At 47.6% G+C, this 20,460-nt stretch carries 20 protein-coding genes, 1 tRNA gene and 2 other RNA genes; 13 read left to right on the top strand and 10 right to left on the bottom strand.

The genetic code is table 11. The features are described from left to right. Window positions 1-286: 286 nt before the first annotated feature. Window positions 287-1,591, bottom strand: a complete 1,305-nt coding sequence (locus OSQ85_RS12285) for a citrate (Si)-synthase (RefSeq protein WP_265823486.1) — start codon at window positions 1,589-1,591, stop codon at window positions 287-289. 435 nt (window positions 1,592-2,026) lie between these two features. Between OSQ85_RS12285 and OSQ85_RS12280 the strand changes: the two genes are divergently transcribed. Next, the gene (locus OSQ85_RS12280) at window positions 2,027-2,866 is read left to right on the top strand and encodes a DMT family transporter (protein ID WP_265823485.1); all 840 of its coding nucleotides are present in this window, start codon (window positions 2,027-2,029) and stop codon (window positions 2,864-2,866) included. Window positions 2,867-3,120: 254 nt separating this feature from the next. On the opposite strand, the gene OSQ85_RS12275 is transcribed toward OSQ85_RS12280, so the two are convergent. Beyond that, a complete protein-coding gene (locus OSQ85_RS12275; protein ID WP_265823483.1) occupies window positions 3,121-3,474 on the bottom strand; it encodes a hypothetical protein in 354 nt (117 codons plus the stop codon). Window positions 3,475-3,567: 93 nt separating this feature from the next. Between OSQ85_RS12275 and rnpB the strand changes: the two genes are divergently transcribed. Further along, window positions 3,568-3,932: RNase P RNA component class A (gene rnpB, locus OSQ85_RS12270), an RNA gene on the top strand. Between the two features lie 186 nt (window positions 3,933-4,118). On the opposite strand, the gene OSQ85_RS12265 is transcribed toward rnpB, so the two are convergent. The 3 genes from OSQ85_RS12265 to OSQ85_RS12255 form a co-directional block, all read right to left on the bottom strand. After that, window positions 4,119-4,421: a nucleotidyltransferase domain-containing protein gene (locus tag OSQ85_RS12265; RefSeq protein ID WP_265823482.1), complete on the bottom strand. Its 303-nt coding sequence runs from the start codon at window positions 4,419-4,421 to the stop codon at window positions 4,119-4,121. Then, window positions 4,418-4,840, bottom strand: coding sequence for a nucleotidyltransferase substrate binding protein (locus OSQ85_RS12260; protein WP_265823481.1), 423 nt, complete (start codon window positions 4,838-4,840; stop codon window positions 4,418-4,420). The genes OSQ85_RS12265 and OSQ85_RS12260 overlap by 4 nt, the downstream gene beginning before the upstream one ends. A 68-nt stretch (window positions 4,841-4,908) precedes the next feature. Continuing rightward, window positions 4,909-5,598, bottom strand: coding sequence for an HAD family hydrolase (locus OSQ85_RS12255; protein ID WP_265823480.1), 690 nt, complete (start codon window positions 5,596-5,598; stop codon window positions 4,909-4,911). A gap of 304 nt (window positions 5,599-5,902) precedes the next feature. Here OSQ85_RS12255 and OSQ85_RS12250 point away from each other — a divergent pair, with 304 nt between their 5' ends. The 7 genes from OSQ85_RS12250 (at window position 5,903) to purF (ending at window position 12,767) form a co-directional block, all read left to right on the top strand. Further along, window positions 5,903-6,550 carry a GntR family transcriptional regulator gene (locus OSQ85_RS12250; RefSeq protein WP_265823479.1) on the top strand — a complete coding sequence of 216 codons (648 nt, stop codon included), beginning with the start codon at window positions 5,903-5,905 and terminating at the stop codon, window positions 6,548-6,550. Between the two features lie 53 nt (window positions 6,551-6,603). After that, window positions 6,604-7,254: a GntR family transcriptional regulator gene (locus OSQ85_RS12245; RefSeq protein ID WP_265823477.1), complete on the top strand. Its 651-nt coding sequence runs from the start codon at window positions 6,604-6,606 to the stop codon at window positions 7,252-7,254. A 164-nt stretch (window positions 7,255-7,418) separates the two neighbouring features. Continuing rightward, window positions 7,419-8,045, top strand: coding sequence for a YrbL family protein (locus tag OSQ85_RS12240; protein ID WP_265823476.1), 627 nt, complete (start codon window positions 7,419-7,421; stop codon window positions 8,043-8,045). Window positions 8,046-8,219: 174 nt separating this feature from the next. Next, entirely contained in the window at window positions 8,220-8,462 is a 243-nt protein-coding gene (gene purS / locus OSQ85_RS12235) for a phosphoribosylformylglycinamidine synthase subunit PurS (RefSeq protein ID WP_265823475.1), read from the top strand. Continuing rightward, window positions 8,462-9,160, top strand: a complete 699-nt coding sequence (gene purQ / locus OSQ85_RS12230) for a phosphoribosylformylglycinamidine synthase subunit PurQ (RefSeq protein ID WP_265823474.1) — start codon at window positions 8,462-8,464, stop codon at window positions 9,158-9,160. Before purS ends, purQ begins: the two co-directional genes overlap by 1 nt. Beyond that, entirely contained in the window at window positions 9,157-11,379 is a 2,223-nt protein-coding gene (gene purL, locus OSQ85_RS12225; RefSeq protein ID WP_265823472.1) for a phosphoribosylformylglycinamidine synthase subunit PurL, read from the top strand. The genes purQ and purL overlap by 4 nt, the downstream gene beginning before the upstream one ends. Beyond that, the gene (purF, locus tag OSQ85_RS12220) at window positions 11,376-12,767 is read left to right on the top strand and encodes an amidophosphoribosyltransferase (RefSeq protein WP_265823470.1); all 1,392 of its coding nucleotides are present in this window, start codon (window positions 11,376-11,378) and stop codon (window positions 12,765-12,767) included. The genes purL and purF overlap by 4 nt, the downstream gene beginning before the upstream one ends. A 109-nt stretch (window positions 12,768-12,876) precedes the next feature. Here the strand turns inward: purF and OSQ85_RS12215 are convergent, their stop codons facing one another. The 5 genes from OSQ85_RS12215 to OSQ85_RS12195 form a co-directional block, all read right to left on the bottom strand. Next, entirely contained in the window at window positions 12,877-13,506 is a 630-nt protein-coding gene (locus OSQ85_RS12215; RefSeq protein WP_265823469.1) for a LysE family translocator, read from the bottom strand. Window positions 13,507-13,641: 135 nt separating this feature from the next. Further along, window positions 13,642-15,540, bottom strand: coding sequence for a SurA N-terminal domain-containing protein (locus tag OSQ85_RS12210; protein WP_265823468.1), 1,899 nt, complete (start codon window positions 15,538-15,540; stop codon window positions 13,642-13,644). A gap of 36 nt (window positions 15,541-15,576) precedes the next feature. Continuing rightward, window positions 15,577-15,675: signal recognition particle sRNA small type (gene ffs, locus OSQ85_RS12205), an RNA gene on the bottom strand. 23 nt (window positions 15,676-15,698) lie between these two features. Further along, a tRNA-Ser gene (locus OSQ85_RS12200) sits at window positions 15,699-15,787 on the bottom strand. A gap of 166 nt (window positions 15,788-15,953) precedes the next feature. After that, window positions 15,954-16,952, bottom strand: coding sequence for a hypothetical protein (locus tag OSQ85_RS12195; RefSeq protein WP_265823467.1), 999 nt, complete (start codon window positions 16,950-16,952; stop codon window positions 15,954-15,956). A 217-nt stretch (window positions 16,953-17,169) separates the two neighbouring features. Between OSQ85_RS12195 and OSQ85_RS12190 the strand changes: the two genes are divergently transcribed. From OSQ85_RS12190 to OSQ85_RS12175, 4 genes are read left to right on the top strand one after another with little or no spacing between them, the layout of a single operon-like run. Then, window positions 17,170-17,745: a sigma-70 family RNA polymerase sigma factor gene (locus tag OSQ85_RS12190; RefSeq protein ID WP_265823465.1), complete on the top strand. Its 576-nt coding sequence runs from the start codon at window positions 17,170-17,172 to the stop codon at window positions 17,743-17,745. Next, window positions 17,723-18,172, top strand: a complete 450-nt coding sequence (locus OSQ85_RS12185) for a zf-HC2 domain-containing protein (RefSeq protein WP_265823463.1) — start codon at window positions 17,723-17,725, stop codon at window positions 18,170-18,172. The genes OSQ85_RS12190 and OSQ85_RS12185 overlap by 23 nt, the downstream gene beginning before the upstream one ends. Further along, the gene (locus OSQ85_RS12180) at window positions 18,169-18,885 is read left to right on the top strand and encodes a MucB/RseB C-terminal domain-containing protein (RefSeq protein ID WP_265823460.1); all 717 of its coding nucleotides are present in this window, start codon (window positions 18,169-18,171) and stop codon (window positions 18,883-18,885) included. Before OSQ85_RS12185 ends, OSQ85_RS12180 begins: the two co-directional genes overlap by 4 nt. After that, window positions 18,886-20,256, top strand: a complete 1,371-nt coding sequence (locus OSQ85_RS12175; RefSeq protein ID WP_265823458.1) for a DegQ family serine endoprotease — start codon at window positions 18,886-18,888, stop codon at window positions 20,254-20,256. It abuts the gene before it with no gap. The last annotated feature ends 204 nt before the right edge of the window (window positions 20,257-20,460 follow it).

Genomic DNA, 20,460 nt, shown 5'->3' with positions numbered 1-20,460 from the left:
TAACCAGAGCAGCAAGCAGTTTAACTGCGCAGGCTGCGAGTGAAGAAAAACTGCAAGGATGCAGGTTTTTCTGAACAATATAAATTAAGACGGGATGTTCAGTTTGATGTTGTTGCAAACAGTCCCAAGGATGGGACTGCGCCGTGCGGAGCGAAGCCGAACTGAGTTCGGCGCGAGCGTGTACATCAAACTGACAGGATGTTCAGTTTGATGTTGTTAAATAAGACGGGAAGCCCGGAGGCTTCCCGTTTACGTATTATAGGTTTTGCGTGAAGGATTGCAGTAATTATTTTTTAATTCCAGCAGCGGCTTCCAGCATGTCAGTAGTGACAGATTTCGGACGCTCGATCGGGTAGCCGAGGGCTCTGTCCCAAGTGATGTTTGCAAGAACGCCGATGGCTCTGCCCACACCGAAGAGAACTGTGTAGAAATCGTACTCTCTGAGGCCGTAGAACCACTGGATAACGCCGGACTGTGCATCCACGTTGGGCCATGGGTTTTTAGCTTTTCCGTGTTCCATAAGGATGTCGGGAGCAACATCGTAAATCATTGCCACAACTTTGAAGAGTTCATCTTCGGGAAGGTATTTCTGGCAGTATTCACGCTGAGAAGTGTATCTGGGGTCGGTTTTTCTGAGAACGGCGTGGCCGTAACCGGGGATAACCTGACCGCTGTTGAGCGTATCCCAGAGGAATTTTTTAAGATCTTCTTTAGTGGGCACTTTTCCGCCGAGTTTAGCGTAAACATCCTGAATCCAGCCGAGAACTTCCTGATTTGCAAGACCGTGAAGGGGGCCTGCAAGACCGTTGAGACCTGCGGAAAGTGAGTAGAAAGCATCGCTGAGAGCGGAAGCCACAAGGTGGGTAGTGTGAGCGGAAACGTTTCCTGACTCATGGTCTGAGTGGAGGATGAAGTACATTCTTGCAACATCATCGTAAGGATTGTCGATTCCCATCATGTGTGCAAAGTTGCCGCCGAAGTCAAGGCTTCTGTCGGATGCGATGGGAGTGTCGCCTTTATATTTCATTCTGTAGATGTAGGCTGCTATTTCGGGAAGTTTAGCGAGAAGATCGCATGAATCTTCATACATGGGTTCCCACGCAGTCATTTTGTTGAAGCCTTCTGCGTAGAATTTTGCGAATTTTGATTCACGCTGCATAGCAAGAACAGCCGCAGAAAGCATAGTCATGGGGTGAGTGTCTCTGGGCATTGCTCTGAGAATATCTATAACATACTGGGGAACCTGAGCTCTTTTCTTGAAGTCTTCAACTACTTCTTCGGCCTGAGCCTTAGTGGGTATTTCGCCTGTGAGAAGGAAATACCAGAAGCCTTCAACGTAAGGATAATCCTTTCCGTTGGGTTTCGGGAGTTTTTCCATTACTTCGGGGATGGTAAGTCCGCGGAAGCGTATTCCTTCCACCGGGTCAAGATATGAAATGTCGGTAACAAGGCACTTAACGCTTCTTGCACCGCCGATAGCCTGTCCTATTGTAACTTCACCTATTTTAACGTCGCCGAACTCTTTTGTGAGTCTGGCCGTTCTGGGGCGATGTTCCTCAATTTTCTTCTTAAGAACGTCCTTAAGTCCCATTAGTATGCCTCCTTGTTATTATAATAATCTTCAATTTTATACCGCTGTTTATTTTCTATCACTAAGACCATTCAATGTCAATAGGGAAATTGTATACAATGTACATTAAAAAATCAGGTAAACAGCCATAATAAAATAGTTGTTTTAAGTGTTTAAAGCCTTTTGTATCAGGGTTTAGAAGGGGTTAAATCTGCTCTTGATCCCGCATGAGCCTGTCAGGGCTAAATTATCTTTAGTTCAATTACCAGAAATAAACAGAGATTTGATAAGGGGGAATAAAAGAGGATTATCGGTATAGTTTATAGATGTGCCGCAGAAGCCTTGCGGACGGCTTTCCGAGATCGGGTTTTAAAGATGATTTCTATTTCACAGGCTTGAATAATTTTGAAAGTGCTGATAAAAATAGATTTCGTCTGCTATAAAGAGGGGGAGTTTTTGACAGGTTTTATTTTTATAGTGTTCAGCGCTTTGTGTCATTCCCTCTGGAACGTTCTCCTCAAACGCTCCTCTGATAAGTACGCCTTTAATTTTTTCATGCATTTTGTTAACCTGATTTTTTTCACCGCTCTTTTCCCCGTTTTCTTCCGGGAGCATATGCATTTTGATAAAACAGCAGTTATATACGGGCTGATAGGCGGAACCTTCTTTACTTTGTATCATCTTTTTTTATCAACAGCTTACCGTTACAGCGACGTATCTTCTATTTACCCGATAACCACATCCTCACCGTTTTTTATACTTATCTGGGCTACTCTTTTTCTGGGTGAAAAGCTGACTTTTTACGGAGTAACAGGAATCATTATCACTGTTTTGGGCGGGATAATGCTTAACGGAACGAAAGGTTCGCGTCTTAAGCCGACAAAAGGAACGGTGTTTGCCCTGCTGGCCGCCTTCTCTTACTCCTTCGGAGCGCTGGCGGACAAAGGCGGGGTGAGCGGCGGAAACATGATTTTCTACACCTACTGCCTTTGCTTTTTCATGACCGCTTATCTGGCTGTTTATTCGCTGAGGCACAGGCCGTTCCGCAAGGAGTTTGTAAAGGCGGAGAAAAAATATTTTATCACCGCAGGGGTGATAGTGTTTCTGTCTTTTACATCCTACAGATACGGGCTGACCTTTATGGAGGTTTCGTATGCGGCTGCTCTCAGACAGGTAAATGCCGTTTTTGCGCTTGTTATAGGGGTCATGGTTTTCAAAGAGGCATTTTCCCTCAGTAAGCTCACCGGAACCATGATTATTGTGCTGGGTGTTATTCTGATCAGATTTGGCATGTGATTTGATACTAATACATTCAGGTAGTGGAACAACCACGCTCACTGAGAAGGATCTCGCAAGGGCCGGCGTAACAGCCGGCTTCCTTGATCTTGGGATGTGATTTTATAAAAGTCTTATCTGACAGAGATTTTCAATAAGCTTTCCCGCCGCTTAGTTCATCTGATTTCAGGCAGTGAACCATGAAACTCTAAACGCTTGATCAGGAAAAATTTTCTGATCGGTGCGATCATTTCCGATCGGAATTTTATGCCTGATCAAAGATTTTTTATGAATCCGTTTATGAAGGTATGGTCGGTGAGGCCGAGAATTTCTCTCTGGGCTTTGTAATCATTTACTGCTTTAGTTTTGGCGTTTTTGATCAGCTCTATTTTTTCTGCGGATTTGGTAAATTTCTCTTTCAGGCGTTCCAGCACGCAGCCGAGCTGTCTGCGCTTTTTGCGTTTGAGGTTAAGGGTAAGGTCATGCTCCACACGCTCTATCATGTGTCCGAGGCGTGTGTGAAACCTCTCCTCGCTGCCCAGCATCTCACAGGCAATTTCAACCTTTCTGCCCAGTCTGCAAAGGGTGTCTGACTTCATTTCGGCAATATCGTGTTCAAAACAATCCATTCCGCCCATGGCGGAAATATACAATGTCCATATCTTAATTAGAAGCGAAATATGTTGCGTTTTCGTGTTTATGGTATTAATTTTCCAACTCGGTAAGAAGACCGGGCAGTCGCCGGTGCGCATATGCGCGCGGGAGGAAAGTCCGGACACCGCAGGGCAGGACGGTCGGTAACGCCGACGTGCAGTGATGCAGGGAAAGTGCCGCAGAAAACAGACCGCCCGGCTGAAAAGACGGGTAAGGGTGAAACGGCGGTGTAAGAGACCACCGCTCTGCCGGGTGACCGGCGGAGGCACGGTAAACCCCGTCCGGTGCAAGGTTAAATAGGTGAGCATCTAAGGGCTGCCCGCCCGCGCTCACGGGTGAACCGCTTGAGCCTGAGAGCAATCTCAGGCCTAGATTAATGACTGCCTCAGCCTTCCGGCTCAGACAGAATCCGGCTTACAGGTCTTCTTATTTTATAACACCAAACTGCACATCCTGTCAGTTTGGTGTACACGCTCGCGGTTTGCAAAGCAAACCTTCGCTTCGCACGGCGCAGTTCCATCCATGGAACTCTATGCGTTATCTATAATACAGCTGCACATCGCTCACGTTAATGAAAGTGAAGCTGAGACCCGCGGATACTTTTTTACGGGTTCCTGATTCAGGCTTGGTAAAAAATTATCCCGACCCTGTTTATATGTTCTTTGAGCTCTTCGCTTGAAATATCCTTGTATATCGACAGATCAACCGAATAAGGAAGGAGCAGATCGTCGATTTTGTGTTCGATTTTTTGCAGGATCTCCAGATTCAGCTCTGTGCCGAAGAGAGCGAGATCAATATCTGAGCCTGTTTTGTAGTTCCCTTTTGCCCGTGAACCATACAGCACAGCTTTTAATATCTGGGGAAACCCGGCGAAAACATCCCGGATTTCCTGAATAGCTTCCTCGCTCAGTCCGTATTTCATTTATTTTCGCTCTCTTTTATTGAGTTCAGCTTATCCATCAGCTTGAGGAATTGATCAAAATAGCTGTTCAGAACAAAGGTCACTATCTCTTCTGTTGTTTTCTCGTTGTATGTGTGTGAGGTCAGATTCCGGCTTGAAATCATGCTCATCCATGCTTCGCCGTTATCAATTATGCCAAGCCTGAACGCTTCTCTTGTTACATCTTTAGAGCCATATAAGTCGCTTTTGCCTCTGTTCTCTAAAAAATCTTTTAAAACCTTCCACGCAAGTTCGTGTGTATATTCAAAAGCCTGTATCAGACCCTGTTTTTCAAGCTTGGAAAGCTCCCTCGTTCTGCTCAGGTTCACAGCATCTGTAAGCTGTTCCAGTGCCTTGGTATAATTTGAGAAACGCTGCTGCCACCGAATGTCAATAGTCATTAAGATTCTCCACAGTATTTTTCATAATGTACCATAACATATCATGATCAGGCAGTCATTGGGGAATCTCAGAAGCGCTCAAGAAACTCCGCGAGAGAACCGGTATCCCTCACGCAGTGATCCGCTATCTCTCTCAGCTTTTTGTTCCCGCCGATGCATACGGAATTTCCTGCGGTTCTGAACATTTCAAAATCGTTCTCTCCGTCTCCGAAAACCCATGTCTCGTCAGCCGAAAACCCTGTCATTTCCAGAAGGGTTTTAAGCCCTTCGCCTTTATTAATATGAGACGGAGTGAAATCCATGCAGTCACTGTGGTAATAAGCGCTGATGTAATCCGATTCAAACTGAGAAGCAAATGCATGGAGGAGTCCTATGTCCTCCTCTCTGACAGGGTAAAAGGTTACGTTAAGATGATTTAGCTGGGTCCATATCCGTCCGTTGAATTCCTTTCTGTACGCAGACTTTATAAGTTCAATGCTGTTTTCGCGCCCTTCGGGTATGCTGGCCAGACGAAAGCCGGACGGAGGGAAACAGGCATCAAGGCTTACTGCGCCGCCGTTTTCGCCTATGACTGCTGCGGAGGTGATCCCAAGCTGCCTGCACAGACCTGTGATGTAGGTGAACGGTTTGCCGGAGGCGATGGCTGTTTTATGTTTCATCGAAAGCCGCTTCAGCTGTGAGGCAAGACCATCGGGAACTGCTTTTCCGACTTCGCATATGGTTCCGTCAATATCAAATACAAAAAGCATTTTTTTCATAAAGCATATTATTACACAAAGTTAAGCTGCGGTAAAGTGTAGTGATCTTTATAAGTGCCTGAATTCAAAGATTTAACGCATTTCTGACATGGATTGTTTTTTGTATACAACGTTCTGTTTGACGAAAATGAAAAAATAGTTTAGATTGAATACAGTATACAGAATACAGAATATTAACGCAAGTAAATAAATTGTTTAAAATGTTAATAGTGTTCTGGTTTGTTTTATGTGAGCAAATGCTGATTTCTTTAAATAAAACGGCAAAAGATGGTTAGGGAGCCGGTTTTTGAAGCAGGAAAACGTATTGGAAAGCAAACCCCTGAGAGAGAAAATCGCCGATAAGATACGGGCGGACATAATAAAAGGCGTTCACGCCGACGGCGAAAGGCTTGTTGAACCCAAGCTGGCGAAAAGTCTGGGAATCAGCCGGACTCCTATCAGGGAAGCACTGAGACAGCTTGAGACGGAAGGCTTCATAGAGATTGTCCCCCGTAAAGGCGCTGTGGTTAAGGCTCTTACTATAAAAGATATAGATGATCTGTACGCAGTGAAGGCAAGCCTTGAGGGACTGGCGGCCAGACAGGCCACGGCAAACCTCACCGAAAAGGATGTTGAACGCCTTCGTAAAATAAACGAAAAATTCCGTGATATTGCATATGAGAACCCAAATGTTATGGACGAGTACCTTAAGTATAATGTGGACTTCCATAATGTCTTTATAACCGCTTCGGACAACAAGAAAATTCTCGAAATTCTCGATAGTCTGGCAAAAAACTTCCAGAGGCTGAAAACAGTTCTCGTCTCAAACCGTGAGCGTGCAAAGCATGCCGTGGCCGAGCATCAGGAGATTATAGAGGCTTTCGCCTCAGGCGATCCCGATCTGGTTGAGAAAAAGGTGCGCTGGCATATCCAGAACGCATGGGAATATCTGAAGCACAACATCAGGAAATAAATCAATAAGCGCCCGGACAAACCCTTTCGGGCGGCGGATGCAGAGGTTCAGTGATGGGAGTCAGGGATATTAACATCGACAATACCCCATTAAGCGAAAGAATAGCGGAAACAATAAGAACAAACATCCTCAAAGGTGTTATAAAAGCCGGAGAAAGGCTGGTTGAACCGAAGCTCTCCGAACAGCTTGGCATAAGCCGCACACCTATCAGGGAAGCTCTGCGCCATCTGGAAACCGAAGGATTCATCGAAATCATACCCCGCAGGGGAGCTGTGGTTACGGAGATAACGGATCAGGATGTGGACGAGATCTTCGTTATAAAAATCAGGCTTGAAGCTCTGGCCGCAAGGCTTTCCACCGAGAGGCTCACCAAAGAGGATATAGACAAAATGAAGGATCTCGCAGCCAAGGTGCGTGAAGGTTCTTCCAAAGTCGGCCATATGGTGAACTGGAACTCGGAGTTTCATGATATTTTCATAAAAAACTGCGGCAATGAGCGCCTTATAAAAATTCTTGCCGGTCTCCAGCAGCAGTTCAAGCGCGCCACCGTCTTCTCCTTCTCCGAAACCGGAAGGACTCAGGAGGTCGCCAGAGAGCACCAGAGCATTATCGAGGCTCTGGAACTGAGAGACAAAGACAAAGTGGAGAAGCTTGTGGAAACCCACATCCGCAACGGGTGGGAATTCATAAAATCGAGACTCTGAAAAATTCTGAAGGAAGCGGAGCCCTTCCGCTTCCGTTGTTATCAATGGTGCATATCTTCCGTTTCAGTCTGTAACATTTTTTCTCTTGATCAATTCATTAGTTGTCAATAAAATGTTAAATATACCAGCGCGATTTACCATCCAACGAACGGGAGCAGCCGCAAATGCCATATTCTGAGACTGCCGGTGTATTGAAACTTAACGATTCCCTGAAAATAGGAACAGGGGCGGAGCGCGCCTGTTATCTTCATCCGCTCGATCCGGATCTCTGCATTAAGATCAGGTATGTGAACAGGACAAACAAGCTGCCGCAGAACGAGGCTGATTATGCATATTACAGCTTCCTCGAAAAAAGAAATATAGACTGGGATCACATAGCCAAATGCCGAGGCTGGGTAAAAACAAATCTGGGGGACGGGCTTGTTTTTGAACTGGTGAGAGGACTTGACGGCGTACCCTGCAAATCTCTGGGAACTCTTGTTTCCGAAGGAGCGCCTCTTTATCCTTTTCTCGGTGAGCTGGACTATCTTTATAAATATCTTCTGAAATTTAATATTCTGCCTGCTGATCTCAGACTGGACAACATCATGCTTAACCCCGATATTCAGGGGGAGTGCAGGCTTGTTATTGTGGACGGTCTGGGTAACCGAAACTTTTTCTCATGGGCGACAAACAGAATAAACTCCTTCGGCAGGTTGAGAATCAGCAAAAAGTACAACAGATTTCTGTTTAAAGCCAGACGTGACGGACTTCTCCCTGAGCATGTTCTGATCCCCGAAATTATTTTCTGACAAGGCTCCTTGCTGTAGATTTATAATCCTTAATATCCTCAAGTTTTCCAATGACAATACGGCACAAGTTTGCTATAACGGCTTAAAATTTCTGCCTCCCCGTTTATTTTCTGCGGGGAGGCTGTTTTCACCTCAGAAAATATCACCATATTCATAAATGAGCGGGGTTGTTTTATGAAAGCACAAGTATTTGTAAAGTTTAAGAACGGGGTTCTCGATCCTCAGGGACAGACGATCCTCGGTGCTGTAAACCGTATGGGACACGGCTTTGTGAAGGATGTTAAGGTAGGGAAGTTTTTCGAAATCGAAATTGAAAAATGCGAAAATCCTGAGGAAAAGCTCAAAGAAATAGCCGACAAGGTTCTTGCCAACCCTATCATCGAAGAATTCAGAATAGAAATACCCGGAGAGAAATAATGAAAGCTGGAGTTGTTGTTTTTCCGGGCTCCAACTGCGATCACGACTGCTATCACATTTTAAAGCATGTTCTCGGTATGGACACGGTTTTCCTCTGGCATAAGGATGCCGACCTCAAGGGCGCTGATCTCGTTGTTCTCCCCGGCGGTTTCTCATACGGCGATTATCTCCGCTGCGGCGCAATCGCCAAACATTCCCCCATTATGCAGGAAGTCAGCGAGTTTGCTGATAAGGGCGGCCATGTTCTGGGCATATGCAACGGCTTTCAGGTGCTCACAGAGTCCGGCCTGCTGCCCGGCGCTCTCCTTCGCAATACTGAGCTTAAGTTCATCTGCAAATATGTAAACCTCCGTGTGGATAACGCCGGCACAGCCTTCACCAGCAGATACGCCGACGGTGAGATAGTGCGCATACCCATAGCCCACGCGGAAGGAAACTATTTCGCCTCGGAAGAGGTTATAAAAGAGCTTGAGGAGAACAATCAGGTTGTTTTCCGCTACTGTGACGAATACGGCGAAACCTCCGAAGGCTCCAACCCCAACGGCAGCATAAACGGCATAGCCGGAATAATAAACAAAGGCGGAAACGTTCTCGGCATGATGCCGCACCCCGAAAGATGCGCGGAGGAAATCATGCAGACCAAGGACGGCTTCCACATTTTCGAATCTCTCCGTAAAGTTGTAAAAGGTGTTCTATGAGCATGTACGATACATTCAAATACCCTGAGGTGACCGCAGAGGCTGCCAGAGGGATGGGGCTCAAGCCGGAGGAGTTCGACCACGCCAGGAAAATCATCGGCAGAACCCCCAACTATATAGAGCTCGGCATATTTTCCGCCATGTGGAGCGAGCACTGCAGCTACAAAAGCAGCCGTGTGCACCTCGCCAAGCTCCCCACTGAGGCTGCGTGGGTTGTGCAGGGGCCGGGGGAGAACGCCGGGATAATCGAAGTTGACGGTGATATATGCGCCTGCTTCAAGGTGGAGAGCCACAACCACCCCTCATACATAGAGCCTTTTCAAGGCGCTGCCACAGGTGTGGGCGGAATCATGCGGGATGTCTTTACCATGGGTGCAAGACCCGTCGCCGCTATGAACTCGCTGCGCTTCGGCAAAATAGACAATGAAAAAACAAGATCGATCTTTGAAGGCGTTGTTGCCGGAATTTCATTCTACGGCAACTGCTTCGGCGTTCCTACTGTGGGCGGCGAGGTCTTCTTCAATGACTGCTACGCCGGAAACCCTCTGGTGAACGCATTCAGCTTAGGTCTTGTGAATAAAGATAAAATCTTCCTCGCCAAAGCGGAAGGGGAAGGAAACCCCGTAATATATGTCGGTGCGAAAACCGGCAGAGACGGAATCCACGGCGCAACAATGGCCAGTGAGGAGTTCTCCGCCGAGAGCGAATCCAAACGCCCCAATGTGCAGATAGGCGACCCGTTTAAGGAGAAACTTCTCCTTGAGGCTTGCCTTGAGCTCATGAAGGAGGACTGGGTTGTGGGGATTCAGGATATGGGCGCAGCGGGACTCACCAGCTCATCTTTTGAGATGGGCGCTCAGTCCGGCGTTGTGCTTGATCTGGACAGGGTTCCCACCCGTGAGAAGGGGATGACCCCGTATGAGATAATGCTTTCCGAATCACAGGAAAGGATGCTCATGGTCGTGCGCAAAGGCTGCGAAGATAAGGTTAAGGCAATTTTCGATAAATGGGATCTGGACGCCGAGGTCATAGGGCACGTGGCGACAGACGGATATGTCCGCCTCCGCTGGCAGGGAGAGGAAGTTGCGGCTCTTCCCGCTGCTCCGCTCTCCAAAGAGGCTCCCAAATATAACAGACCATACGCCAGAGGCGCATACATGGACGAGCTTAACAGTCCGGTTGAGGTGAAGGAGCCTGACCACCTTAAGGGTGTTCTGCTTAAGCTTCTTGCCGCTCCGAACATAGCCTCCAAGAAATGGGTTTACACACAGTATGACCATATGGTGAGGATCGGAACCACGGTTCTTCCCGGCTCTGACGCATCTGTGATACGTGTGCCTGAATCAAAGAAAGGCATAGCCCTTTCTGCGGACTGCAACAGTCGCTTCTGCCGTCTTGACCCCAGAACCGGGGGAATGGCAGCCATAGCGGAATCAGCCAGAAACGTTGCTGTCAGCGGCGCTCGCCCCAGAGCGTTCACCAACTGCCTTAACTTCGGCAACCCGGAAAAACCTGACATCATGTGGCAGTTCGTGGAAGCTGTTGAGGGTATGGCAGAAGCCGGAAAAGCCCTTGAAACGCCTGTGGTGAGCGGAAACGTGAGCCTCTATAACGAAACGGAAGGCAAAGGGGTTTACCCCACGCCCACCATAGTGATGGTCGGCGTTATAGATGATGTGGAAAAAGCCGTTACAAGCACCTTCAAACTTGAAGGGAGCAGTGTATACCTTCTCGGTGAAAACACTGATGAAATAGGCGGAAGCGAATACCTGAGCACGATACACGGCATAGAAAAAGGTATGCCGCCCAAAATAGACCTTGAAAAAGAGAAGAAGCTTATCAATCTTCTTGTGGAAGCGGCAGAGAAGGAACTTATGCTCTCAGCCCATGACACAGCCGAAGGCGGCCTCGCGGTTGCCGTTGCTGAAATGTGCTTCGGTGAGAAGCAGCTTGGGGTCAGAATAAACCTTGATGACAATATGCGCACGGATCATCTTCTTTTTGGGGAAACTCAGGGCAGGGTGATTGTTGAGGCTGGCGGGTTTAATTCCGCGGCTTTTGAGAAACTCGCTGAAAAGCACGGTGTGAAATGCACCCGCATAGGCACAGTGGAAGGCGCCCACATAGTTATAAAACATCAGGGCAGAACAGTAATCAAAGCCGAAGTGCAGGAAGCGGCAGACAAGTTCCTGAACTCAATCGGAGAGTGGATGAAATGATATTGGATAAATTTCACGAGGAATGCGGCGTAGCGGGCGTTTTCGGCTGCAAAGAGGCGGCAAACCTCGTGTATCTTTCGCTGTACTCCCTTCAGCACAGGGGGCAGGAGGGAGCGGGAATCGCTGTTTCCGACCGTGATAAGATAAGATATGAAAAAGGGCAGGGGCTTGTGGCTGATATTTTCAGCGCAGACAAGATAGACGCACTCGAAGGTGATATGGCAATCGGCCACAACCGCTATTCCACAGCGGGCGAGAGCCATATCCGCAATATTCAGCCCTTCTGCGTGGAGATAAACGCAGGTCCGGTGGCAATAGCCCATAACGGAAACATAGTCAATGCGGACGAGGTGAAGAAGCAGCTTGTTAAAAACGGTGCAATCTTCAACTCAAGCTCTGATTCGGAAGTTATAGTCCACCTCATAGCCAAAAGCGGCATAGAGAATCTCATAGATTCGATCACTGCCTCCCTTAAGAAGCTTCAGGGCGCTTACTCGCTCCTGATCATGACTAAAGACAGACTCATCGGTGTGCGCGACCCTCTGGGTGTGCGTCCGCTGATTCTCGGTAAGCTGGTGAACGGCTATATACTCGTATCGGAAACCGTGGCGCTTGACCTCATAGGTGCGGAGTTCATCAGGGAGATAGAGCCGGGCGAGATGGTGATCATCAGCGATAAAGGCATAGAATCCCTTCACCCGTTTGAGAAAAAGACTCCGAAACCCTGTGTATTCGAGCATATATACTTTGCAAGGCCGGATTCCATGATATTTGGTGAGAATGTTTACGATGTCCGCAAACGGATGGGCAGAATGCTTGCCATCCAGCAGCCAGCAGAGGCGGACATAGTTGTTCCCGTCCCGGACTCAGGGATTATCGCCACAATGGGCTATTCAGAGCAGAGCGGCATACCCCTTGAGATGGGGCTCATAAGGAACCACTATGTGGGCAGGACATTCATTGAGCCTTCTCAGTCTATCAGGCACTTCGGGGTTAAGATAAAGCTGAACCCCGTTAAAAGCGTGATCAACGGGAAAAGGGTTATAGTTGTGGATGATTCCATCGTCCGCGGAACAACAAGCCGTAAGATAGTCAAAATGCTCCGTGAAGCCGGCGCGAGGGAGATTCACTTCCGCGTGTGCTCACCCCCGACTAAGTTTCCCTGTTTTTACGGAATAGATACACCCACCAGAAAGGAGCTTATAGCCTCCAGCCATAACATAGAGGAGATACGCAAGTTCATCACAGCGGATACTCTCGGTTATCTGGATATAAACTGCCTTGAAGAGTGTGCGGGCGGCGGAGAGTTCTGCAAAGCCTGTTTCAACGGGGACTACCCGATGATGTCGCTGGACGGCGGCGGGGACAACCCTAAATCAGGATGCTGATATTAAGCGATGCCCTCTCATTGAGAGGGCGTTGATACTTTAATACATTTTGAGATCGTTTCACTGCGTCCGCAATGACGGATATTTGAGTCCCTGCCGGGCGCAGCGTTCACGCTTTCTTGTATAACGCCAGACTTAAACCCAGAGCCATCAGTATAACCCCCGCAATTCTGTTCATAAGAGTGCCCGCTTTTTCGTTCCTTTTCAGGTAATCCCCTATGAACCCCGCCAGTATGCCGCAGACTCCGAATACTATGAATGTGCAGACAATGAACAGCATTCCGAAAACAGCCATCTGTCCCGCCGCAGAGCCGTTTTCAGCCCTGACAAACTGCGGCAGAAAGGCTATGAAGAACAGCGCGACTTTTGGATTGAGCATATTAGCTGTTATGCTCTGAATGAAGATAGATTTCGGTGAGAGCACCTTGGTATCGCCGCCGTTAAGGGATGCACCCTTTGCTGTGAAGGTTTTCCAGCCTATGTAAATCAGGTATGCCGCACCCAGAAGCTTGATTACTGTGAATATTGTAACCGATGACATAACAATTGCCGAAAGCCCCAGAACTGCAAAAGCAGTATGGGCTATATTGCCGAGTGAGAAGCCGGCCGCTGCGGAGAGAGCCGCGCTGCGCCCCTGAGTCATGCCTCTTGTGATTACGTATAAAATATCCGGCCCCGGAGTGACTGCGAGAACGACAGAGGCCGCAGAAAAGAGAATAATCTGCTGAATATCAGGCATTGGTGCACCTTTCCGTTTTTTGCAGATAGTGGGATAAATGACGGACAGTGTCAAGAATAAAACCGGAATGATCCTCAGAACTATGAGGCAACGGCAAAAAAAAGCCCCGCTTGCGGCGGGGCTCCAAGTGTTTTGTTATTTAAAAAGGTTCTCGTAGAAAGGGCTTATCTCAATCTTGGCTTTTGCTTTTGCCTCATCAAGGTAAGCTTTCAGTGCTTCGTCAGACTTAGTCATGAGAAGCTCATTCTTAATCATAGCTGCGTAGTCTTTAAGCTCGTCCATTGAGGGTTCAGCTATTTCATTCACGTAAACCGCGTAAACGGAGCTTCCGTTTACAAAGGGTCTTGCGATGAACTTGGCTGCGCCCGCTTCGAATATCATATCGTTCAGTTCAAGGTTCATGCCGATTCCGGGAATCTGCTGAACTCTTATGAACTGGGGAGTTGTTGTGAAGGTTGAGCCGAGTTTGTCTGCTGCTGCTTTGATGTCAGCCTCTTTCATGGCTTCCTCAGCTTTTGCAGCGGCAATCCTGACAGCTTCCGCTCTTATGTAGTCAGTCTGAACAACGGAGCGAACTTCGTCAAACTCAGGTATTCTGGATTCCTGAACATCTGCTATTTCGAATATGTAGCTTACGCCGTTTATTGTTTCAACCTGGCTTACTTCTGACTTGGAGAGTCTGAAAAGCTTGTTCATAACATCGGGATTAGCGGAAACGGGCTCCACTATATCCTCAGCGGAGAAGAAGCCTGTTTCCCTTACGGGAAGCTGTTTTTCTGCTGTACCGTTGTATGCGGTGATGTTTGCGGCTCTGACTATTGCTGTGTATCTGCCGAAGACATACTCTCTGAACTCGGCTTCACCAGCCTGAGCGGTGAGGAGTTTTTTGATGTCTTCCTTAACTTCTTCCAGCGCGGGTTTGCTTGCTTCCTTCTTCTCTTCAGCCTTTATTATGTGGTATCCGTACATTGTTTTTACAACGCCGCTTACCTCGCCTGTGTTAAGAGCGAATGCTGCCTGCTCAAACTCAGGAACCATCTGGCCTTTTGTGAAGAATCCGAGATCGCCGCCGTTCACCGCTGAGGAGTCTGCGGAGTATTTTCTGGCAGCTTCCGCGAAGTCGAGTCCGCCTTTTATCTCGTTTATTATGCTTTCTGTTTTAGTAAGCGCTGCTTTGACTGCTTCCTGATTGTGCCAGTCCTCAACACGGATCAGTATGTGCCTTGCGTGTACGGCTTCGGGGGTGTTGAACTGATCCTGATTGCGCACATAGTAGCTTTCGGCATCCTGATCGGAGATAACCGCAGCGGGTGTGAAAGTTGCGGGATCAAAGTAAGTGTAAAGGACTTTGATCCGTTTGGGGATGCGGTAGTTCTCTGCGTTTGCGGAGAAGTATTCTTTAAGCACCGCTTCCTCTGCCTTCACTTCGTGTGAGAAGTTTTCGGCATCGAGGGTTATGTATGAAACTGAGGCTTTTTTGTTTCTGTATGTGTATTCCTTCGCCACTTCCTCATCGCTTACAGCTACTGAGGATGTGATAAGCTCACGCATTTTTTCAGCAAGCCTGTCTGTCCTTACGGATTCTTCAAACTGCTGGGGAGTCATGCGGCTTCTGGCGAGTATTGTCTGGTATGCTTCCTTGTTGAACTGTCCGTCCACCTGAAATGACGGGATGGAGGTGATGACAGCCAGCACTTCGTCATCGGAAACGGTTACGCCGTTTTCTTTGGCTTTCTGAATGAGGAGGTATTTGTTGGTGAGATCTTCGATGACCTTTTTCTCAAGCTCTCCGTCCTGAGCGAGAGAGTCGAAGTTGTCCCCGAAAATGCTTCTCATGTAGTTGCGGGTGTTTTCAAGAGCGTTGGAATACTCTTCGTAGGAGACTGTCTGTCCGTTGATTTTCATGAGGAAGTTTGCATTCGCAACTTTATCACCCACACCCCATACAAGGAAGATGGTAACGACAAATGCGATGATAACAAACCAAAGGGCAAATCTAAGGACGGTTTTTTGTTTTCTGAAGTTGGTAAGCATTTGGTGACTCCGAAGTTTTTAATTAAACTTAAAAAGGCTCGACAGGGAAACTCCGGCACATAATCGCAAATGTTACCGTTGCTCCCTTCCGGGCCTGGCGGGGTTCACACAGCAACCATTGCAGAGGCCCCATCGAGCCACTCTCTTGATTCGTAAAACGGAGAAGGAGGGATTCGAACCCTCGGTACGTTTTCACGCACATACGAGTTCCAGTCGTACGCCTTCAACCTAGCTCGGCCACCTCTCCTTAAGAGAAAAACAGATATATCAGGCACGTCTGCATCTGTCAACAATTAAAGACAAGTCTTTTTAAGTCTTAAAGCGGAAAAGTTTAGGCCGCGCTTATATAAGGATATTTTTGCGGAAAGGAAGGGTGAAAACGGGCAGCCTGAGAGCCGCCCGTGTTTGTGTTATTATTTAAATTCGTATTTAAGTCCGGTTATTTCCGCCAGTTCGTCCATCCCCGCACCCATCATATTGCTGAGCATTACCTGCTGAATGCTTACAGGTTCTTTTGGCATCATGGTGATTACTACCTCTTTTCTGTTTTCCAGCAGGGCTTTTTTCATATCTTCCGCAAGTTTTCTTTCAAAAGGGGATTCGGTTTCGGCTATATCCTGATCAAGCTCGGCCGCAAGCTGCTGCTTACGCTCCTCAAGTGTGGAGTTATCGCCTTCCTCCGGGCTGAGGAAAAGCTTGTCCGCAGCGCCTTTGTCCTTCATTGTTATGATGAAGCTGTTCAGTTTGAGATTTGCAAGATCCTGCTGAACCTTCTGTGCAAATTCGGGATTATTCTGGAGAGCCTCAGGATTTGTAGCATCAAACTTAGCGTAGCTTTTTATATCCACACCGCTGAATGTGAGGTTCATTTTCACGTCAACAAGGTCTCTGAACATGAAGTTCAGCTTGGAATATTCGTAGACCTGTTTTTTGAAGTCCGCTTCAGTGGCAAGCTGAATATCTATAACAAGCTCATCAGCCTTGATTCTGCTTTTAATTTCCGGTGAATCGACCGGAAAACGCAGTGCAGTGACATCAATGATCGTGCTTTTCGGTATTCCGTCTTCAAGTTTGTATTTTTTGATGTCTATTTCATCAACTTTTATAACCTGCTCACCGTTGGCTATTACGAGATCTCTGATTCTGGACTTGCGTGAGAGTACATTGAAGCTCAGCTCGTCCGCTTTGAACTCAAGCCCTGATTCCTCAAGTGAAACCTGCTTCATGGTTCCGCCCATGGTTATGGGGCTGACACTGAGCGCCTCATACCTTATTTTTTCGCTGAAACCCGCTGAAGATGCAAATTCGTTGATCTGTTCAACAACTTTTTGTTTGAGGTAGTAGGATGTGCCTATGTAAAGGACAATCAGAAGTACGATGACAGCGGCCGGTATAAGACGTTTTTTACTCATATTAATCACTTGCTCCGTATATTAATCAGCCTTCTTTGTGCGGCTTTTCTATAGTCTATTGATTCGCGCGCTAATATCAAGTAGAATAAACACCTGACAGGTCTTTTTTTTGTAAATGTAAATTACCGCCTTGCGGATTTGCACCCGCGGGGATAAATTTTTTTTACGGCAATGAACTTTTAAAGCCGGTGCTTATCAAAGTAAGCAGGAGGAACAAATGGGAGATGCTCTCGTAGTAGAAAAGGTAATTGACGGGGACGCGGCATCGTACGAGCTGCTTATCCGTAAGTACCAGTCCAAGCTTTTCAGCACGGTGCTTCATATGGTCAAGAACAGAGAACTGGCCGAGGACATAGTGCAGGAAAGCTTTTTAAGGGCTTTCAGGAAGCTGGACACCCTTAACAACCGCTCCCAGTTTTATCCATGGATAAAACGAATTGCCCTTAACATGGCGCTGAACCACTTTGAGAAAGAAAAGCGTGTTCTTGATGTGGAGACGGAAGATGACGAATCCAGCTTCTTTGAAAACATTTCCTCAGGCGAAAGCCCCGAAGAGCTTACGCTGAAAGAGGAAATGAAAAGGTATGTGCGCATGTTCGTTGACTCCCTGCCGGACAGGCTCCGGGTGGTCATAATCCTCCGCGAGGTGGAGGACATGAGCTACGAAGAAATAGCGGAGATGCTCAATATCCCGCTGGGAACAGTCAGAAGCAGACTGTTCAACGCAAGAAATATTATAAAAGAAAGACTCATAAAACAGGGGCTTGCAGATGGACTGTACAAAACATCGTAAATTGTTGTCGGCATATGTAGACGGTGAATGTTCGCAGTTTGAGTCCGCTGCTGTGGAGGCGCACCTTAAGAAATGCGCCCCCTGCAGAAACGAACTTTCGGAACTGTACACACTCGGTTCCATGGTGACAGAAGGATACTCAAAAACAGAAGACGTGGATTTTACATCATCCATTATGTCTTCCATTATGGCCGACTCCGGCGAATCCGTAGCCGTAGTGAGCAAAAGCAGAAAGAAATTAATCGGCTTCAGCTCGGTTGCGGCGGCACTTGTGGCAGGGCTTATGGCTTTTGCCGTTATGAACCCTGCGGAAACCGAGAGTGTTGCATCAGGCAACGAAAAACTGGAACGCTATGTATTTGAGCATGTCGCGAGCACATACGGCAGCTCAGGCGATGAAATCGGAGTAGTCAACTTCGGACAATGACAAGACTTATTTTTTTGATCCTTCTTATACCCTTTGTCAGCTATGGCGGCGATGTGAAGGTTTTCTTCAAAATCGCCGTTGACGAGAGGGCTTATTCCTCCTTCCTTCTTGAAAACCTGGGTGCAGGCCACTCTGCTCTGCATGATCTTGCGTCCAGGCTCAAAGAGAAGCATCTGGAGATGGATAAGATTCAGAAGGATTTTTACAACATTAAAATCGATTACGGCATGAAATACTACGGCCACGATGTCGCCCAGTATGACATAGTGCCCATTCTGCCGGACAGGTTCAGGCACGTTCTCCTCGTTGATGAGAAGTGGGACCAGATTCTCCGCAGGGAAGTTTATGACCCTGACGGCAAACTGATCTACGCCTACAGCTTCGAGGACAGGGACGGTGACCTCAAACCTGTGGTGGAGCAGCCCCGCCCCGCGGTTACAACCGGAAGGGACGAGTTCCCCGGTTTTAAGGCTGTGTTTAAAAAAGAGCTTAAGGACGGAACAATCCAGACGCTCTACTCGGACGGCCTCAACAAGTTCTCCGTTTTTGTCAGTAAGGCGGAGGGCGAAATGAAGGATTCCGCCCGCATATTATACGGTAACTACGTTTTCAGAAAAAAAGTTGGCGAAACTCTCTACACTGTTGTGGGAACCATCCCTTTTCCGCAGATGGAAAAGGTTGTAGCCAGACTTGCCTTCAAGGAGGAAAAATAAATGGTAAGAAAGATTACCGCTCTTTTATCAATGCTGATAATTTTTACTGCCGCTGCGGCTCAGGCTGCGGTAGCCCCCGTCAGCTTTTCTGATGTTGTTAAGAAAACGCGCGACGGCGTTGTGAATATATCCACTACCAAGACTGTTACAAGGAAAATGCCTGATATTTTCCATGATGAATTTTTCAGGAAATTTTTCGGCGATCAGTTCAATGCGCCGAACAGCGGCGGCAAACCGCAGGAATATAAAACAAACTCCCTCGGTTCCGGCTTTGTTATAGATGCTGCGGGGCTCATAGTCACAAACAACCACGTTATTGACGGTGCGGATGAGATAATTATCAAGCTCAATGACAAGCATGAGTTCAAGGCGACGGTTGTCGGCAAAGACCCCATGACTGATCTTGCCCTTATCAAAATAGACCCCAAGGGCGTGAAGCTTTCGCCTATTAAACTCGGTGACTCAAACTTGGCTGAAGTCGGCGACTGGGTGGTGGCCATAGGGAATCCTCTCGGCCTTGAGTGGACTGTGACCGCTGGTATAATCAGCGGAAAAGCCAGAGCTCTCGGCAGCGGCCCTTATGATAATTTCATGCAGACGGATGCATCGATCAACCCCGGCAACTCCGGCGGTCCCCTCCTCAATCTTGATGGCGAGGTGGTGGGTATCAACACCGCCATTATCCCCTCCGGTCAGGGTCTGGGCTTCGCTGTTCCGGTGAATATGCTTAAGGACATTCTGCCCAAACTGAAAAAAGGGAAAGTGGACAGAGGCTGGCTGGGTGTAACCGTGCAGTCACTTGATGACAAAATTGCAGAGGGGCTTGGGCTGGAAAACAGCGAAGGCGCTCTCATTGCGGATGTTGTAAAAGGTGACCCCGCGGAGAAAGCAGGTATCAAGGCCGGGGATGTTGTTGTGGCGATCAACGGTAAACCGATAAAGGACAGCAGAGACCTTATAAATATAATCGGCGGCTATGAACCCAATAGTGTGGTGAAACTCACTGTGGTGAGAGACGGCAAAAAGCGTGATATTTCCGTTAAGCTCGGACTGAGAAAAGATGACAACAGCACAAGCACCGCTCCCTCTGAGCCCGAAGTTTCAAAACCCATAGCGGTTAAGGAGATCGATGCGGCGACAGCGAAGAAATTCGGTGTGGACGGCGGTGTGGCGGTGACATCTATAGATGAAACCACAAACGCTTACAACGCAGGTCTGAGAACCGGGGATATAATACTCTGGGTCAACAGACAGTCGGTAAAATCCGCAGAGGACTTCTACACCAAGTATGACAAAATAAAAACCGGAGACGTGGTCTTCCTCAAGGTTGTCAGCAGAGGCAGCGGAAGATTCATCGCCTTCGATAAATAAAGCACAGACACACTAAGCGATACATCAGGCGGGCTTTCATGCCCGCCTGAGTTTTTTTAAAGCTCTTTTTAGAGTAATCGTAAATATTTGCTAAAATCCTCCCCCGCCCTCCTTTACAAAAGGAGGGTGTTTTTCTTTGTATAATGCATAGACATAGGTAACATAATTAACCGAGGACATAGGTAACATTTTCACTTGTTCTCT

It is taken from the genome of Geovibrio ferrireducens (genome assembly GCF_026226615.1).
Classification (GTDB): domain Bacteria; phylum Chrysiogenota; class Deferribacteres; order Deferribacterales; family Geovibrionaceae; genus Geovibrio; species Geovibrio ferrireducens.
Note: the sequence above shows the minus strand (reverse complement) of the source record. Positions and strands in the feature narration are given on the sequence as shown.